12 protein-coding genes are annotated in these 18109 nt (G+C 38.6%); all 12 read right to left on the bottom strand.

Features of this window, described 5'->3' with window-relative positions; all coding sequences use genetic code 11:
• Positions 1–89 precede the first annotated feature (89 nt).
• The 12 genes from FN924_RS05275 to FN924_RS05220 all read right to left on the bottom strand — a co-directional run bounded on the left by FN924_RS05275 (position 90) and on the right by FN924_RS05220 (position 18064).
• Positions 90–2108, bottom strand: coding sequence for a beta-galactosidase (locus FN924_RS05275; RefSeq protein ID WP_143892426.1), 2019 nt, complete (start codon positions 2106–2108; stop codon positions 90–92).
• A gap of 4 nt (positions 2109–2112) precedes the next feature.
• Entirely contained in the window at positions 2113–4323 is a 2211-nt protein-coding gene (locus tag FN924_RS05270) for an alpha-galactosidase (protein WP_143892424.1), read from the bottom strand.
• 22 nt (positions 4324–4345) lie between these two features.
• Positions 4346–5173 (bottom strand): carbohydrate ABC transporter permease, encoded by an 828-nt coding sequence (locus FN924_RS05265; RefSeq protein ID WP_143892422.1) that lies wholly within the window; start codon positions 5171–5173, stop codon positions 4346–4348.
• On the bottom strand, positions 5166–6041 hold the full coding sequence (locus tag FN924_RS05260) for a carbohydrate ABC transporter permease (RefSeq protein ID WP_228409581.1): 876 nt from the start codon (positions 6039–6041) through the stop codon (positions 5166–5168). The genes FN924_RS05265 and FN924_RS05260 overlap by 8 nt, the downstream gene beginning before the upstream one ends.
• Before the next feature lie 77 nt (positions 6042–6118).
• On the bottom strand, positions 6119–7411 hold the full coding sequence (locus FN924_RS05255) for an ABC transporter substrate-binding protein (protein ID WP_143892420.1): 1293 nt from the start codon (positions 7409–7411) through the stop codon (positions 6119–6121).
• A 146-nt stretch (positions 7412–7557) separates the two neighbouring features.
• Entirely contained in the window at positions 7558–9366 is a 1809-nt protein-coding gene (locus FN924_RS05250; protein WP_143892418.1) for a cache domain-containing sensor histidine kinase, read from the bottom strand.
• Entirely contained in the window at positions 9363–10892 is a 1530-nt protein-coding gene (locus FN924_RS05245; protein WP_143892417.1) for a response regulator transcription factor, read from the bottom strand. Before FN924_RS05245 ends, FN924_RS05250 begins: the two co-directional genes overlap by 4 nt.
• Before the next feature lie 257 nt (positions 10893–11149).
• Positions 11150–12331 carry an anti-sigma-I factor RsgI family protein gene (locus tag FN924_RS05240; RefSeq protein WP_143892415.1) on the bottom strand — a complete coding sequence of 394 codons (1182 nt, stop codon included), beginning with the start codon at positions 12329–12331 and terminating at the stop codon, positions 11150–11152.
• Positions 12328–13065 (bottom strand): RNA polymerase sigma factor SigI, encoded by a 738-nt coding sequence (gene sigI / locus FN924_RS05235; RefSeq protein ID WP_143892413.1) that lies wholly within the window; start codon positions 13063–13065, stop codon positions 12328–12330. Before sigI ends, FN924_RS05240 begins: the two co-directional genes overlap by 4 nt.
• 317 nt (positions 13066–13382) lie before the next feature.
• Positions 13383–14186 (bottom strand): S1 family peptidase, encoded by an 804-nt coding sequence (locus FN924_RS05230; RefSeq protein ID WP_228409580.1) that lies wholly within the window; start codon positions 14184–14186, stop codon positions 13383–13385.
• A 99-nt stretch (positions 14187–14285) separates the two neighbouring features.
• Complete coding sequence (locus FN924_RS05225; RefSeq protein ID WP_143892411.1) at positions 14286–16316, bottom strand: ABC transporter ATP-binding protein; 2031 nt, start codon at positions 16314–16316, stop codon at positions 14286–14288.
• Positions 16316–18064 (bottom strand): ABC transporter ATP-binding protein, encoded by a 1749-nt coding sequence (locus tag FN924_RS05220; RefSeq protein ID WP_143892409.1) that lies wholly within the window; start codon positions 18062–18064, stop codon positions 16316–16318. The genes FN924_RS05225 and FN924_RS05220 overlap by 1 nt, the downstream gene beginning before the upstream one ends.
• Positions 18065–18109 lie beyond the last annotated feature (45 nt).

The raw sequence follows: 18109 nt of genomic DNA, 5'->3' as shown, positions 1-18109 counted from the left end.
CTATGCAATCAACAAATGGTGAGGTAATATGGTTAGTCGTAAAAACAGCCTTTGATCGGGACAAATCCGACCAAAGGCTGTGTCATTTTCTATTTTTCTAAAATCAGAACCCCTTTGCGTTCTAATAGTATCTTACCGCTACAGAATTCCTCCCTTAATAAGTCTAGATAACGCTCATCCTGCAAGTCAATCTCTACAGAGTCGTCACGGTGGTTAAGTACAAATACGTATGTTTTTCCATCTTTTTCTCGTACAGATGTTTCCACATCTTTTGGGACCTTAAGAAATGGGCGCACATCATTCTTTTCACATAAGTGCCCAATTAAATCCCCCAAAAAACTATCATCTGGGCTAGAAGCAACATACCAAGCTTCTCCATTACCAAAGCTATTTCTAGTTACAACCGGCATCCCTTTATAAAAATCGGATCCGTATTCAGCGACTACCTTTGCTCCTTCGGTGTGAAGCAAATCAAAAAGTAAATGACACGTATAACGTTGCTTTCCCCAAGATTCTTTCATTATCATTTCATTCGTTACACTAGGGTGAAGTGCATCGATTTCTTCTACCCAGATACCTAGAAGCTCTCGTAGTTTACCTGGATACCCTCCCAAGGTTACTAAGTCGTGCTCGTCTACAATACCACTAAAGAAGGTAGTAAGAAATGTACCCCCATTTTTCACAAAGGCTTCGATTTTTTCTTCGTATCCGTCTTTAACCATGTACAAGACAGGCGCGACCACCACATTATATTTACTTAAGTCCTCCTCTACCCCGATCATATCCACTTGAATGTTGGCCTCGTAGAACGCTTTATAATACTTATGAACCTCTGTTACGTAATCCAAAGATATAGAGGGGCCGCTAGATAGCTCCACTGCCCATCTATTTTCCCAGTCGAACACAATGGCTACTTTTGCGGGAACCCTCGAGTCAAGCAGTGGCTCAGACAAGAGCGTTAATTCCTTACCGACTTCGGCTACTTCCCGAAACACTCTAGTGTGCTCATGTCCGACATGTTCAATCACAGCCCCATGATACTTCTCACAAGCCCCTATCGAACGGCGCAATTGGAAATACATGATTGTGTCTGCGCCGCGCCCCAATGCTTGATAACTCCACAACCGCATTATTCCTGGTCGTTTTAATGAGTTGTAGGGCTGCCAGTTTTGTTGGCTAGGAGTTTGTTCCATTAACATAAATGGCTGACCACTTTTTAATCCTCTCATTAAATCATGTGTCATCGCTGTGTAACTAATAGGTGTATCAATAGCAGGATAGTTATCCCATGAGACAACATCTATTTCCTTAGCCCATTTAAAATAGTCTAGCATTGGGAAAGTACCCATCAAATTAGTGGTAATCGGGTTCTGTGAATCATACTTGCGAATTGCTTGATATTCCAGCTTATAGCAATCTAATAAACTATCAGACTGAAAACGACGAAAATCTAATGAAATTCCTTGAAAGTCGGATTCATTTCCTTCTCTTTCTTCACTCAAAAAGCTAGGGAGAACAATTTCATCCCAGTCGTAAAACGTATGTCCCCAAAAGCTCGTGTTCCATACCTTGTTTAGCTTTTCAACCGTTCCATACTTTTCCTTTAACCAAACACGAAACGCTTTCTCACATTGGTCACAGTAGCAGTAGCCGCCATATTCATTGGAAATATGCCAGATTAGAACAGCAGGATGCTCACTATATCGCTCAGCTAACTTTTCCGCTATCTGTTCCGCGTACTTTCTATATGTTGGACTGTTAGGACAAGAGTTGTGACGACTTCCGAACTTTCGCTTTCTACCATGAACATCCACTCGAAGAATATCTGGATAGCGTTTTGCCATCCAAGCAGGATGCGCCGCCGTACTTGTAGCCAAACAGGTATAGATCCCTTGCTGATAAAGACGATCAATAGTTTCATCTAGCCAGTCAAAATCATACGTATGCTCGTCAGGCTGATTGCGAGCCCATGAAAAAACATTAAGTGTGGCTACGTTAATACCAGCCAATTTAAACATTCGAGTGTCTTCATCCCAAATTGATGCATCCCACTGCTCAGGGTTATAATCTCCGCCATGCCATATCTTTGGTAATCGTTCATTAATCATCCTATTACTCCTCTCTTTTTAAAAAGTGAAACAAGTTCGATGAAAAGTCACCTTTTTCCTGATTCGACCTATAACGATCTATGATTATACCAGCATGCATGAGCTCGTCTCCGTAGAAATAATCATCTGTACCTAAAAGCTCATATTGAGAATCATCATCTAGCCCCTTTAAAGTCAATCGATGGAATCCATCATTTGCCCGGGCCAACATTCGATAATACCCGACCAATGCCTCTGTTTTATCCCGTGATACAACCATCCAGCTTCCAGCTTTTTCGTTAAATGGACTCTTTAATCGATAAAATGTTCCTTCATGAAGAAATCTTCTATTATTCTTATAAAACAGAATTTGATCCCTCAAGATTTGAAGCTCCATTTCATCCATTTTTGTTATATCCAATTCATAGCCAAACACACCAAAATAGGCCACATTTGCTCTCGTATCTAAACTTGTTATACGATCTACCTGATGATTCGGTATAGAGGAGACATGAGCACCCATTGAACTCAAAGGATAAACAAAGGAAGTACCATACTGAATTTTCAACCGTTCGATGGCATCCGTGTTATCACTCGTCCATACTTGTGGAGCATAGTAGAGCATACCTGGATCGAATCGACATCCTCCAGCTGCGCAAGACTCAAAAAGTATATCTGGAAATTCAGATGTTAATTGTTCATACAATTGATAGACTCCTAACATATACCGATGCGCCACCTCACCTTGGCGATATGCAGGTAGCGAAGTCGAACCAACTTCCGTCATATAACGATTCATATCCCATTTGATATAAGAGATCGAGGCTTCCTCTAGCAGTTGTTTGAATGTTCGGTACAAGTAGTCCACTACCTCTTGATTCGATAAATCCAAGACATATTGATTCCGTCCTTGCGATAGCCTTCTTCCAGGCACTTGTATCACCCAATCCGGATGTAAGGCATAGAGCTTACTTTGTTTAGAAACCATCTCCGGTTCTATCCATAATCCAAAGTCAAGTCCGATCTCATTGACTTTCTTGGCTAACCCTTTGATACCGCTTGGAATTTTAGCCTTATTTACTTCCCAGTCTCCTAACGATGTCGTATCATCATTCCTCATACCGAACCAGCCATCATCCAAAACCAATAGCTCGATCCCTACTTGCTTTGCTTGTTTTGCAATCTCCAAAATTTTCTCCTCATTGAAGTTAAAATAGGTGGCTTCCCAATTATTAATAAGAATCGGTCGTTCCTGATTACGCCATTTCCCTCTAACCAATCTGTCTCGATACAAGGAATGAAATGTCTGACTCATCCCATTCAAACCTTTGTTTGAAAACACCATCACCACTTCTGGTGTTTGAAAAGACTCCCCAGGTTGTAACTGCCATTCAAAATCAAAAGGGTTAATCCCAACCATGACACGAGTAACGTCATAATGATCCACTTCTACTTGTGCTGTAAAGTTGCCACTATAAACAAAACTAAACCCGTACACCTCTCCTTGATTTTCATCAGAGTGTGGTCGCTTTAAGGCAATAAACGGATTATGCTGCGCACTGCTTGCTCCCCGCGTACTCCCTATTTTCTGGATTCCTTTATGGAGTCTATTTTTTTTCACATGACGTTCCCTTGCCCAAGAACCAGCTAGTTCCATTACATCATATTCTGCATCCGGAAAATCAATACTAGCGCTCATGGCCCTTGTTATGGAAGTAATATGGTCTCCATGATTTGTAAAATACACCGATCTAGTAATAGCATTTCGCTCTTCAAAAACACTGTATTGAAGAATCAGTTCCATTTGAATTAGCTCATCTACTAAAACCACTTCAACAGAGGTTGCTTCCCTCTCATTCTCAACATACGTAGCTGGTAATCCTTCTAGTCTTTGTTTACCAACATAGATTCGGTGATTGATATAGCGAAAATCAGTAATCCTACTCCCAGATGGCTGCTTAATTTGATAAGCAGGTTCTCGGAAGTCTGTAGTCCCATAGGAAGGATATTCTTGCTGCACAGTATCTAAAGAGAAATCCAAATGATTCTCGAATACATTTGCAGTATTTGGCTGCTCTCTCACATAATAAAGGTGTTGAAAAGATGGTCGGTGCTTCATGCGTTTTCCATAATACAGATGCCCGAGCTGACCATTGGGAAGAACATGAAATATATAACTTGCCTCACTTGTTTGTAAATGAAACTCTTGATTTGCTTCGTTATAAAAAATAGGCATACTCTTCTCCTCTAAAAGTTTATTAGCCTTTCACAGATCCCATCATTCCCGCAACAAAATGCTTTTGCATAAAGAAGAATACAATGGCTGTGGGCAAGGTTGCGATAACTATCGCCGTCATAATAACCCCATAATCAGGGGCGTATCCTGCACCTAGATTTGAAATTAACAGAGGAATTGTTTTTTTCTCAGGTGACTGCAAGATAACCAACGGCCACAAGTAATTATTCCAACTATTCATGAATGCAATAATCGCCGCCGCAGCATAGGTGGTTTTCATCGTAGGAACATAGATTCGAAAGAAAATCCCTAATTCACTAAGACCATCTATTCTACCCGCTTCGATTAATTCCTTCGGAAACATCTTTGTGTTTTGCCGGAAGAAAAAGATAAAAAAAGCCGTGGTAACCGTTGGAAGAATAGCAGCTGATAACGTATCAATTCCAATCGCAGGGAAAACAGAGGTAATGTTTCCAAAGAAGCGATATAACGGAATCATAATTGCGGCAAATGGAATCATTAAGGATAATAGTAACAAATTAAACACGAAATCCTTACCACGACTACGGTGCATTTCAAAGCCATAACCAGCTAAGGAAGCAATTAACAAGGTTAGAAAGGTAGTGACAAAAGCAATAATCGTAGAATTAACAAATGCAGGTATTAAATCTACCGTTGCAAACAATTCTTTTAGATTCTCTATAAAATGCGTTCCGGGAAGTAAACGTCCTTTTGTTACATCCACTGAACTATTCGTCATGCTCACTAGCATCCATAGAAATGGAAAAATGGAAATCAAGGATGCAATCGATAGAAATACATAGGTGAATATTCGTTTTATTTTAATCATTTCTGTCACCCGCCACTCTGAATTGAATAATCGATAACACCACAATAAGCACTACTATTACATAGGACACTGTTGCGGCATACCCAAAATCAGGTGTGTACTTAAATGATAAGAAATATATATATTGTGATATGGAAAGTGTCGCATTTCCTGGACCGCCATTCGTTATATTCATCACTTCATCAAAGATTTGTAACGTTCCAATCGTGGACGTAATCGATGTAAATAGAATGATTGGTTTAAGCATAGGTACTGTGATATGAAAGAACTGTTGTAAGTTAGATGCCCCGTCAATCCTTGCCGCTTCATAAATAGTTCGATCGACATTTTGTAAGGCAGATAAATAAAAAATCATATTGTATCCTGTCCACCTCCACGTAATGGCAAGAATGATAATGACTTTTGCCCATAATGGATCCGCTAACCAATTTATCGCTTCAGTCATCCATCCAAGCTTCACTAGAAAATAATTAACAAGTCCATCTACACCAAATAAGTACTTGAAGATAACCGAGTAAGCAACTAATGAAGTAACACATGGCAAGAAAATTGCCGTCCTAAAAAGCCCTTTAAATTTTAAGGTTGTGTCGTTCAGTAAAACGGAAAAAACTAAAGCAAGCATAATCATAATCGGAACTTGAACAATCAAATAAATGCATGTATTTCCGAGTGCCGCCATAAAGGACGGATCATTCCATAGTCGAACGTAATTATCCAACCCAACATATTGAAGATTCGCACCCATTCCAGATTGAAAGGATAAAAGAAGGGCCTGAATCATTGGATAAAAATAAAACAAACCGATTGCCAGAACCGAGATTAAGATGAAGAACCATCCAATGGTATTCTTTTTTAACAGATGTCCCAATTTGCATCCCCCTTCTCCAAAGTATTGGGGGTACCACCGAGTTCCGTGGAATACCCCCAATAAAAGTTAATTCTGGCTTATTTAATTTGGGCCTCTGCTTGCGCTTGGGCATCTTTTAACACCGTATCTAAATCTTTTCCATCCAAGTAGTTTTGCATTTCCACCGATAAGATATCATCGATAGCATAGGTATGCATGCCATAGTTGACTCCTTTAATACTATCGGTCCAAGTAGAGAAATCAGAGATAATCTTTTGACGACCAAAAAACTCATCTGGTTGATTATAAGCGTCTCCACCCGCTGCAGGAAGGTACGTTCCAATAGCTCCAATATCCGTAACAAGGTCTTGATAAAACTGTTTATTGGACCCGAAGGTGTTCGCTAAAAATTCCGCCGCTTTCTCTTTTCCATCTATGTTCAGCACATAGAAAGAGCTTCCTCCAAGGTTGGATGCATTAACCGAACCACCCACCGACAATTTTGGAGTTGGAACAATCGCCCACTTCCCAGACTGAGAGGCTTCTGCTTTTACACTTGGAGTAATCCAATTTCCAGTTGGTATAGAAGCTACATCACCACTATTGAATGCAGCAACAAACTGACTCCAATCTGAATTAATCTTGACAATATTAGCGTCCATTAAGCCTTTATAAATTTGAAACGCTTGTTTCAAAGCTTCATTATCTTCTATATATGGAGTTGTTCCGTCTTCTTTCACATACCAAACCCCTGCGGTTTGAATCATAATACGTAGCTCCCCAAGATTACTCGGGTCTAGGGTAAGCATATCCTTACCTGTTTTCTCCTTCACGACCTTTCCAATCTCGATATATTTTTCCCAAGTAATATTGGTTAAATCTTCTACGGTGTAGCCAGCTTGCTCTAGGTAATCTGTTCGAACGTAGAGACCAGTTACTCCTGAGTCAAATGGTAATCCATACTGCTTTCCATCCATACTTGTTGTTGCAATTTTATATGGTGCGAAGTCATCTTTATTGATGTAATCCGAAATTTCAAAAAAAGCATCAGGATATGACTTTAAAAAACTTTGAGCGCGATAGTCTTCTATAAGAACAATATTTGGCATTCCCTTCATTGTCCCAGAGCTAAGACCAGTATTCAGCTTTTGAATAATGTCGTCTTGAGCATTTTCTATCACCTTAACGTTTATTTCACTCTCGCCATCGTAATATTCTTTCGCTTTCTCTAGAGCAGCAATATTAAATTTGGGATCCCATGCCCAAACCGTTATCGCATCATCCTTACTACCTGATTCACCACCTGAGCTTGCTTTTTCTTCTCCTGAATTACAGGCAGCTAAAACTACTAAGCAAAAAATAAGTGCTATCAAACTCCACCATTTCTTCATGAACTAACCCCCTTATTTTTTGTAAGCGCTTACTAATATGTGTTTATCATAACACCAAAAAAATTAGATCGTTAGAACGATCTTTAGAACATGAGTTGGAATATATTTAGGTGGAAGAACATTACCAATCTTGACTTGGATTTTTTTTATATATAAGTATTTTCTTTAGATTGGTTAGAGTCTATTTGACTAGGCAGCCAGATTTGTACCTTGGTTCCCACTCCTACCTCGCTAGATATCTCCACGCCGTAGCTTCTTCCGTATAACAATTGAATACGATTATGGACATTGGATACTCCAATCCCACTAAACAATTGCTTATTTCGCTTATACCGATTTGATTCACTTGCTAAGCTTTCTAATTCCATCCCATCCCCGTTATCCACAACTTCACATAAAAGAAAATCCTTGTTTTCGGAGATGAGTACTTGTATAAATCCTTCCTTCTTATGAGTAAAGGCATGGAAAAAAGCATTTTCTATAAAAGGCTGGATTATGAGCTTCGGGATTCGGCATACATAGCTAGAAGGAGAAACAAAATAGCTTACATGGATTCGATCCCCATACCTAGCTTGATTAATTTGTACGTAGTGTTTCAGATTTATAAGCTCTTGTTCCACAGTAATCGTTTCATTTACATCACGAAGTGCATGTTGTAAAAGAGAAATGAGAGAATGAATAGTGTCGGTTGCCTTATCTTTTTGCCCCTGCTGTACCATAAACTTTACGGAAGCAAGTGTATTGTATAAAAAATGGGGATTAATCTGATGCTGTAAGGCTTCAAGTTCTGCCTTTCTTTGTTTTTTTTCAGTCTCCACAATAATCTCGACATACTCATGCAGCTCATTCAACATATAGTTGAAAGCATGGGCAAGCTTTTTCGCTTCATATCCCCCATCCTCTGCTATCCGCTTATTAAAGTCATATTTCGCCATATCCGATATTTGCTCCACAAGCTTACTAAGTGATTTCGTCATCCTCCTAGAAATTAGAAAGACAAGAAAAACCGCTAGGCTTACAATCGCTAGGCTAATGAAGATAATTTCTTTCATATTCACTATGTGATCCATGACCGATTCTTTCCTAATCGTATTCACCAAGTACATATTGAAGGTTGGGAGGTATTCCGCAAGTAAAATATTATTTTCTCCAAAAAGCTCAATTTCTTGGTAGTTCAAATCTCGCTCACTAAATTCTTTTGACGCTTTCTGAAGCTCTGTTGATTTCTCACCAATCATTTGGTCCAGGCTGCTAGAAACAATCGTTCCCTCACTATCTAACAAGAAAACCTGATTTTCCTCACTTGTATAGCTCACGTAGAATTCCTTTAAGTCCTTTTCTTTAATCGACATATACAGGATGCCATAAATGTGATTAGAAGACCTTTGTTTCAACGCTTTCGAGGCTACAATGAGTGATTCCTTTCGTGAATCATTGGGTGGAAGATATCGATATAGAATTTCGCTTGAGTGACGAAACGTGTCTCGAGTCAAATCGAGCTCATCCAATTGGTTCCAGGAGATTGGCCATGAGCTATAGTTCATATTGAACAAATGCTGATGCTCTCCCCATAGAACTAGGTTTGCATCATATGGTTCGATATTTAAGTAAATGCGCTCCAGCTGGTTAACCACATCATACGAAGACGTTGCTGTTTGTATAGAGCTCATTCCTTCTCTAGAAAGAACTCTTTTAATCGTGCCATTGTTTTGCACTTCAATCGCAGTATTGACAATAGAGTAGCTAAAGTCTTCAAATCTAGTTTTAATCTGGTCTAACACTTTGTTATTCGTGATACTAAACGTCTCCATAAATAAATCGGTGGACATTCGGAATATGCTAAAGGTAATGAGGACAGAAACTGTAATAATGCTAATCAATGTAACAAATAATATCTTGAAAAATAAACTATTTTGACGAATAGTACGTAAAATATTTCTACATAATCGTTTCATGAGACTTCATCCCGTCGAAACTGACTCGGTGACACACCAACCATTTTTTTGAACACTTTACTGAAGTAACTTGGATCAGAATATCCTACCTCCTCACTTATATTGGAAATAGATTGTTTCGATTTTTTTAAAAGCTCGCAGGCTTTCGTAATTCGAACCTTGTTCACATATTCACTAAAGCCCTCTCCGTGGTGAGTGCTAAAGTAATTAGATAAATAGGAAGGGTTAAAATGAAAATGCTCAGCTAACTCTGTCAATCCCAAAGGCTCGGCATAATGTTGATTCACATATTCTAACAACTTCTTCATATTCCCATCTTGTCGTTTGACTTTCTTCGGTGCCGCAATGTCTCGTGTATAGTCTAAAAATTGATAAAAAGGCAGTAAAGCCTCTTTAACTGTTTTGGCTTCATTTAAAGTGGTAAAAAGACTATATTTATCTCTCTCTAAAGAATCTGTATTATAGTTTAGGCTTCCAAGTGCAACGATGATATCGAACATTTGGTTTCCTATTAAGGATTTAAACTCCTCAACTGGCAGATCATACTGTTTGGACAAACTATCGATGTAATCCAACAATTGAAAAATTGCCTCCTCGACCTGGTGTTGCTTGTAAAGCTTCATTACGCTTGTTCGGTCTAATTCTACCTGGGATTCCGACTCCTCTAGTAAAAGATCCGGAAGAAAGATGGACTTAGTAGGAAGATAAAAAGCTAGTTGCTTCATTCTAGCTTTTGAACGTTCATACTCTTCTTTTAATGATCGGACATTAGAAAAGAAATGGTTGACAAACAACTGTAAATCTGGAAAATCTGCTCTTATTCTTCCCATTAATGCTTGAACATTCGTGTTTAGAGGCTCAAAGGATTGCCTATTCATATTTACTAGATACGTGAGTTCGGATTCATCTCGAACTAACTCTTCTAATTGGTAGGAGGTAACATAACGAGATAAAGTAGTTGAGAGGTAATTTCTAGTAGGATAGCGATTAGAAGCACTGAAAAAGAATATCAAACAGAAATAAGGATACGAAAAGTCCAGTAAAGGTAGTTTATCCACTTCTTGAGAGCCATGAATAACTTGTTGTAATTGTTTAGAAGTAGAAGGTTTTATTTTTTGTGTATTCTTGCAAAATTCAAAATTAGGAATTCGTTTCACCGCTTTGTACAAAGACTCTAATAATTCCTCGCTAGTCAGCTTTGGTTTTAAAATGTAATCCACTATGCCTTCCTTAAAGGTAGAATGAACATAGTCAAAATTTTCAAAGCTGCTTAGCACCACCACTTCTATATCTGGGTAGTCCCTTTTGATAACCTTCACCAATTCCGTTCCATCCATGACAGGCATTACAATATCTGTTATCACAACATGTGGCTTATGCTTTTCTATAAGACTCAAAGCCTCTTCCCCATTCGATGATTGATCAACAATTTGAAAGCCTTCTGACTCCCAATTCATATAATTGATAATTCCTTGACGTATCAGCATTTCATCATCCACGATAAGCACTTTACATAATTGGACCATTTAACTCCCCCCTAGAATCCATTTTGATTATCTATCAGCATTATTAAATACCGGAACAAAACACCCGACGTTATTAAAGCGTTTTCAAAAGTATCATAGTACGAATTGACGTTTTCTTGCAATAGAAAAAGAAGTCAACAGCTATTTAATTGAATGTACATCAAATAGCTCTTTCTAAATACTAACTAATATGCTTGGAAGGTCGCTTTTACCATTCATAGTAACGCAAAAAACTCCCGTCCTTACGGACAGGAGTTTTATCTATCTAGTAAATCAAAAATATCCTCTATCGATTTTATCGAATTTGAATTTATCTCTAGATGGATTTCTAATTCTTCTTTAATTTGTTCTGGTAATTCCTTAAGAATTGGTGGTATTACCTCAGGATTTTGCTTCCACTCCAGCAACGCCTCACGAATCGCAGCTTCGTCTAAGTCCAGGCCTAGAACATTTTCTTCTTCTTCAACTGCTGGTTTGTTTGGATTCGTTTTTTGTTTTTTCGGCTTTTCTTCTTTTTTTTCTGATTTCGTAATCTTTTGCTTTTGTTTTGTCTTAGTCGCTTCTTCTTTCATAGTGGTTTTCGTTTTTTCTGGTGCTTCCTTAGTTGGTATAGACTCCATATCCTGCTTTTGTTTCGAAGAAGTCTCTTTTTTCTCCTCCTTCGTTGTGTCTTGCTCGGTAGGTATCGCCTTTTCTTTCTTTACGGTTTGCTTTTTATAATCAAAATAAGTTCGAATAATTTCTCTTTCTTTATCGTCCATTTGGTTGGCTAATTCTGATTTAGTTAGACTAGGCAAGGATGCAGCCATGACTTCGTTCATCGATTTTTTCTGTTCCTGTGCCTGAGCACGAATAGATGGTGGAACTTCGAAAATCGCTACCGTTAATAGCGCGTCTTTTTTAAAGTACTCATCAAGCACCTTTGTTACATGCGCTTCTTTTTCGCCACTTTCTTCATAAGAAATACCTATTAAAACCGTTTTCTCTTCGGATAACCAATTCTCTTTCTTGCTGATTTGCACAATTTGACCAGTAATTTGATCAATTGGTTTCCCTTTCCAGTCTCCAAGCATAGAAATTAAAGATTTGGCATCGTCATTAACCGCGTGAATACTAATGACTTCCATATCTTTGTTTACTTCTAATTCAACACTAGGATTGATATCAATGCTTACATAAGCATATGCTTTATCCTGTGCATTCCATAAATAAAGAGGTGAAGCAATTAGCAAGAGAACCATGACCATTGCGAGAAGACGAATACCTGCAGCCGGCTTAGCAAGGAAAAGGGAGCCCAGTTTATGAGCTTCCTTTTCCTCATAAGTAACCTCGGCCCCAACACTTTTTTCTTTTATTGGTTTTGCTTTTACAAACGAACCATCTCGTCGGAGGACAATGGTGTACCTAAAATGGTGCTTAACCACAACGCCTTTATTCACTGCCCCACCCCCTTTAAATAGTCGCGGAGATATAAAAAATCCTCGCTTAAAATAACAAAGATTGCCAATATATATTTCCTGTTTCGTTCTAATGTTTTTTTACTTACTTTTACTCGATTTACAAGGGACTTTATAGGGATTTTCTTTTTCTTATACACATATTCTCTCAACTCTTGATCTTCGTATAAAAGTCTTGCAACTTTTATCGCAGATTCACGAGCATCTTGATGCTTAGGTGAAACCATTGTTAGTTCTTTAAACGAAATCTTATATTCCTTCAACTTCATCTCTAGCTCAGACAATTCCTCTCTTCTATACCATTGGTCCACTTCTTCCTGATGAAAGGCTTTTGCAGCACTAATCTCCAATGGATTGTCCATTTGGTCTTCGTCGTATGTTTCATCCAAAGAGGCCGCTACTAATCTCGTTTGTTCCTGTCTAATATAGTCGATTACTTTTCTTTTTATAACGAGTCTAGCAAACGAGAGAAAAGCACTTCCCCGTTCCGAGGAATAGGCGAGCATTGCTTCATTAAAAGCTGATAAGCCTATGCTAAACTCATCGTCCAATGTCGGATCAATATATCGTTTACACACTTCCGATACCGTTTTTGCGATAAACGGCTTATAGGCGTCAATCAGCTGATTTTGAAGCTCTACATCACCTTGCTGGACAAGATGAACCTGGCTAGCTAGGGAATCATTGTTAGTCTTTCTGAACCGGTTCGAAATCAACTGTCATCCCCTCCAGCTATTATATATTTCGTACTTTTATAAGCATTTATGGGTGTTACATACCGTTCCTTTTTAGAATATCGACCATTTTTATATAATAAACCATTTATCTTCATAATAGACTCCAAGATTTGTTGATAATAAGTATACAATACCCGACATTCTCTATATAAACGAGGACAAGATGATTACATTTTGTTTAAAAATTTTGTCAAAATCTACTGCTTTTTACCTACTTTTTAATCTTATTGTTAGAAAAATAACATGTGGGATGCATAAAACCGGTGTCCTCTTTCCTTTCATTTAGGGAAAAAGGATTAATCATGATACACATCGTGAAAGTAATCGATTGGAACAGCCAGTCCAACTCTTCCATGCTCTGGGTGGTCGAGGGTTGCAAAAATGATCCCCATTACCTCCCCCTCTTCTGTAATAACTGGACTCCCACTATTGCCATGATAGACTGAAGCATCCAACATGAGTACTTCTTTATCCATACTTTCTATGGACGTATAGCCAATGACTTCTCCTTCGTTAGCAATGCCCTCAAATCGAAGAGGATTCCCGATAAAGTAAATATGTTCGTCTTTTTTAAATGTTGCTTTTTCAGCTAGCGGTAAAAAAGGAACAGAATCCTCAGATTCTACTTGCAATAGTGCTAGATCAATTTCTGGATATTCGGCTACTATATTTGCGTCCTTAAGTCCCGCTTCTGGAAAAGCAACGTAAATCTGCTCTTTTAGCGCACCATCTATTACATGGTGGTTTGTTAAGATGAGCCCATTTTCCGTGTAAGCAAAACCTGTTCCTCGCGAGGCTCCCGCTTCAACGACCACTACCGCCTTTTGATACTCGTCAATATTTGAATCTGTCATAAGTCGTGAGGACGTAGAGAGGAAATCAATGGCTGCAATTGGAAAGCTTTTTGGAACCATTGCAATGACTTGAATAAATAAAGCAACCGCAATTAGCCAAAACGGCCACTTCGGAAACCGGCTTTTCGTTTTTTGATACGACTTTTTCCCTTGCTTCTTTTCTTCTTCTAATATCTCCAGCATCTCTTCATGAGTCAGATCTTCGTATAAATCCTTATCCATCACATCATGATCTTGTTCCTTCATCTCTTCACCTCATGCTCGAGCATTATGATTTTTACTAAAATGATATTAAACCTATTCTACCAGAAAACCCTCTGATTCGTATTAATCAGAGGGTTCTCCTTACATTACTTTTCGGTTTAATTGTCCCTTTTGCATTTGATACATTTGGTAATACAAGCCTTCTTCTTCTAGTAATTGATTATGATTTCCTCTTTCCTTAATCACTCCATGGTCTAATACAAGTATTTGATCTGCTTGTTGAATCGTGGATAATCGATGTGCAATCACAAGTGTAGTCCTTCCTTTTTTCAAGACCTCTAATGCTTGTTGAATAATCGATTCCGTTTCCGTATCAATGTTTGCTGTTGCTTCATCTAAAATTAAAATCGATGGATCAAACGCTAAAGCACGTGCAAAAGAGATAAGTTGCCGCTCTCCCATGGATAATGTCGAACCACCTTCTTTAACTGGTTCATCATAGTTTTCTGGTAATTTGTTGATGAATTTGTCGGCACCTACTGCTTCTAAAGCAGAAATCGCCATTTCCCGGGAAATATCCGGGTCATTCATTGTTACATTCGACAAAATCGTTCCAGTAAATAAGAAAGGATCCTGTAATACAATTCCCATGTGGCTTCGGATTTGTTGGCGAGATAAGCTTTGTGTGTCCACACCATCAATCGTTATCTTGCCTTTTTGGGGATCATAAAAGCGGAACAATAGATTCATAATCGAGCTTTTCCCAGATCCAGTATGCCCTACAAACGCTGCGGTCTGTCCCGGCAAGATTTCAAAGTTTATATCCTTTAATACATATTCTTCATCATTATAGGAAAAAGATACACTCTCAAAAGCAACATGCCCTTTATATTTATCAATAGCTGTATGAATTGGTTCTTCACCAGTTTCATCTAATAGCTCGAACACTCTTCCTGCCCCTACTCGGGCTTGTTCTAATAACGGAAGCTGATTCACCATATTCGTAACTGGTTCAAATAACCGAGTTAGATAATCCACAAACGCATAAAGCACCCCAACTGTGACAATGCTTTCTATGCCTAACGACTGGGAACCAAAATACCAAATAAAGGTCACAAATGCGATATTTCGAAGCACATTGACGAGATTATGCGAGGTTAACGCACTTAATTTTACAAGCTTTCTTTGATACGTAAAATGTCTCGTGTTCAGAGCCTCAAACTCTTCCTTTATCTGCTTCTCTTTTCGAAATGCTTGAATGATTGGCATCCCTTGAATCGATTCATTAATATTTCCGTTGATCTCACTAATCGTGGAACGAACAACCTTGTTATACTTGGAACCAAAGTATTTATATACTTTCATCCAGATATAGATAATCGGAATGAGTAGTAAACAGAATAATGCTAATCGAATATCTAAAATGAACAGTGCAATATAAATTCCTGCCATGTAAATAAAGCTCGTTATGAATACAGATAACACACGTTCGTAAAGATCTCTGATGGCTTCCGTATCATTTGTAATGCGAGCAACAATTTTTCCTGCTGGTCGATTAATATAGTAGTTTATTGGCACCTTTTGCGTATGTGCAAAAACGTCATTTCGCATTTTCTGTACAATTCGATTACTAGCCTTCTGAAGGTTATATGTTTTTCCGAATTGAAAGAACGCTGCAATTAGGAGTAGCGCTACATATAAGACAAGTAAATACATAATTGGCCGTTGCTCTGGTTGGAAGAAAGGATAAAGCTCAGAGAGGGATAAACGTTCTCCTTGTACGGATATTTCTTGCTCACCCGTTTGAATCGTGATTGTCCCGTCTTTAAGTTCTCGTTTTCCTTCAAGCGTTACTTCTTCTGGAATAAAGTAATAGGCTCTTTTCACTTGCAGAATAGTTGCGCTTCCTATATGTTTATCATTTGCTTCCAATCGGTCTGCTCGTTTGTAGTAGCTTCCCTCATAGGAAACCGTATAGCGATCATCCATTTCCGCGACCTGGTACCATGTTGTTTCTATGCCATTAATATGTTCATCAATTATTCGTTTTGCAATGAACGGACCAGCCAGCTCCAGACTAACGGCAATAACTAAACATACTAATCCAATCAAAATCACCTTTTTAAATTGCATCGCATAATCAAACAAGCGACGCTCGGTTGTTTTCTTCATTAGGAGCTCACCTCCTGTTCCTCTAGCTGCTGCAGTTTATACTGCTCACAGTACCAACCCTCTTTTTCCATGAGCTCATCATGCGTTCCTGTCTCGACAATCTGACCATCATCTAGCACAATGATTTGATCTGCATGCTGAACGGCAGACATTCGATGGGCTGTAATAAAGGTTGTTTTTCCTTCTCTCTCTCTTTTGAGATGCTCAATGATTAATGCTTCTGTTTTTCCATCCACTGCAGATAAAGCATCATCTAACAATAAAATACTAGGATTTTTAATAAACGCACGTGCCAACGCAACACGCTGTTTTTGGCCACCAGATAAGGTGACCCCACTCTCTCCTACCTTTGTGTCTAAGCCTTTCGGCAGATTCTTAATATCATCAACGAAATGCGCCATTTCCATGACGCGATAAATCTCTTCATCGGTCGCATCACTTTTCCCGAACTGAATGTTTTCTCGAATCGTTCGTGAAAACATAATTTGTTCCTGTGGCACGTAGCCAATCCATTTCCTCGTTACATCCAAAGGAATATCATTTATGGAAACGCCTGATAAGTTTAGTCTGCCTTGAATTCCTGGATACTCGCGTAACAATAGGCGGAACAAGGTGGTTTTCCCAGAACCTGTTTTTCCAACAATCCCAATGGTTTCTCCTTGCTTCACCTTTAGGTGAATATGTGACAGTTGCGGAGTATCTGTTTCGGGATATTGAAAGCTCACATCCTCAAAGTCAATGGAAGTTAGGCTACCAATTAATTGTGGATTATTCGGATCCTTCACATCAGCCTGATAATCCAACGTTTCATTCACACGATCTAAAGAGGCATTTCCTCTTTGCATCACATTAATGAGCTCTCCTACTGCAAACATTGGCCAAATTAGCATTCCTAAATAAACATTAAACGAAACAAGTTCACCTAGCGTCAACGTATTTTGAAACACAAGTGTTGCCCCGTATCCAAGTCCAATCGTATAAGATAAACCAACCAGTATTTTCATCGTCGGTTCAAACAACGCATCGATTTTCGCAACGGCGATGTTTTTCTCATACACATCTTCTGTCATGATTCGAAATCGTTCCCTGTCATGTGTCTCTTGAGCAAAAGCTCGTAAAACACGTACTCCACGAATGGATTCCAACACATCATTATTCATATCACCAAACGCCGTTTGGGCTGCTGTGAATCGGTTATGAATGACATTCCCATACTTATGCATAACGATTGCCATAATCGGCAAGGGAATTAATGCTGCAATGGTCAACTTCCAGCTAATAGAAAAGCCCATCATAGCAATGATTAATAACATAAATACACTAGAATCTACTAATGTTAATACTCCAAATCCAGTTGTCATGGAAATTGCCTTTAAATCATTGGTAGCTCGAGCCATCAAATCTCCTGTACGGTTTTTCCCAAAAAAGGTTGGAGTCATTCGTAAGAAGTGCCCCATTAATTTGGAGCGCATAGTGCGCTCCATAATCATCGCTCCACTAAATAACGTATAATCCCATAAAAAGTTAATCGAATAGCTTGCAATAATTAGTCCGCCAAAAATAAGCAAGATCTCCGTAATCCGTTCAAACGTTAACGTGTTATATTGAATTTCATCAATTGCCATCCCGATTAATCTCGGTGGGAATATTTCTATGAAGCTCCCAATTATAAGTGCTATTATCGCAAACGTATATCTTTTCCAATATTTCTTGAAAAACCAGTCTAATTTTTTAAATACTTGAAACATGCGTTCACCTACTTTTTATAGATTTATAGCTAGCCACTCTCTTTC

Source organism: Radiobacillus deserti (assembly GCF_007301515.1).
Classification (GTDB): domain Bacteria; phylum Bacillota; class Bacilli; order Bacillales; family Amphibacillaceae; genus Radiobacillus; species Radiobacillus deserti.
This window is presented reverse-complemented; position numbering and strand designations above follow the sequence as displayed.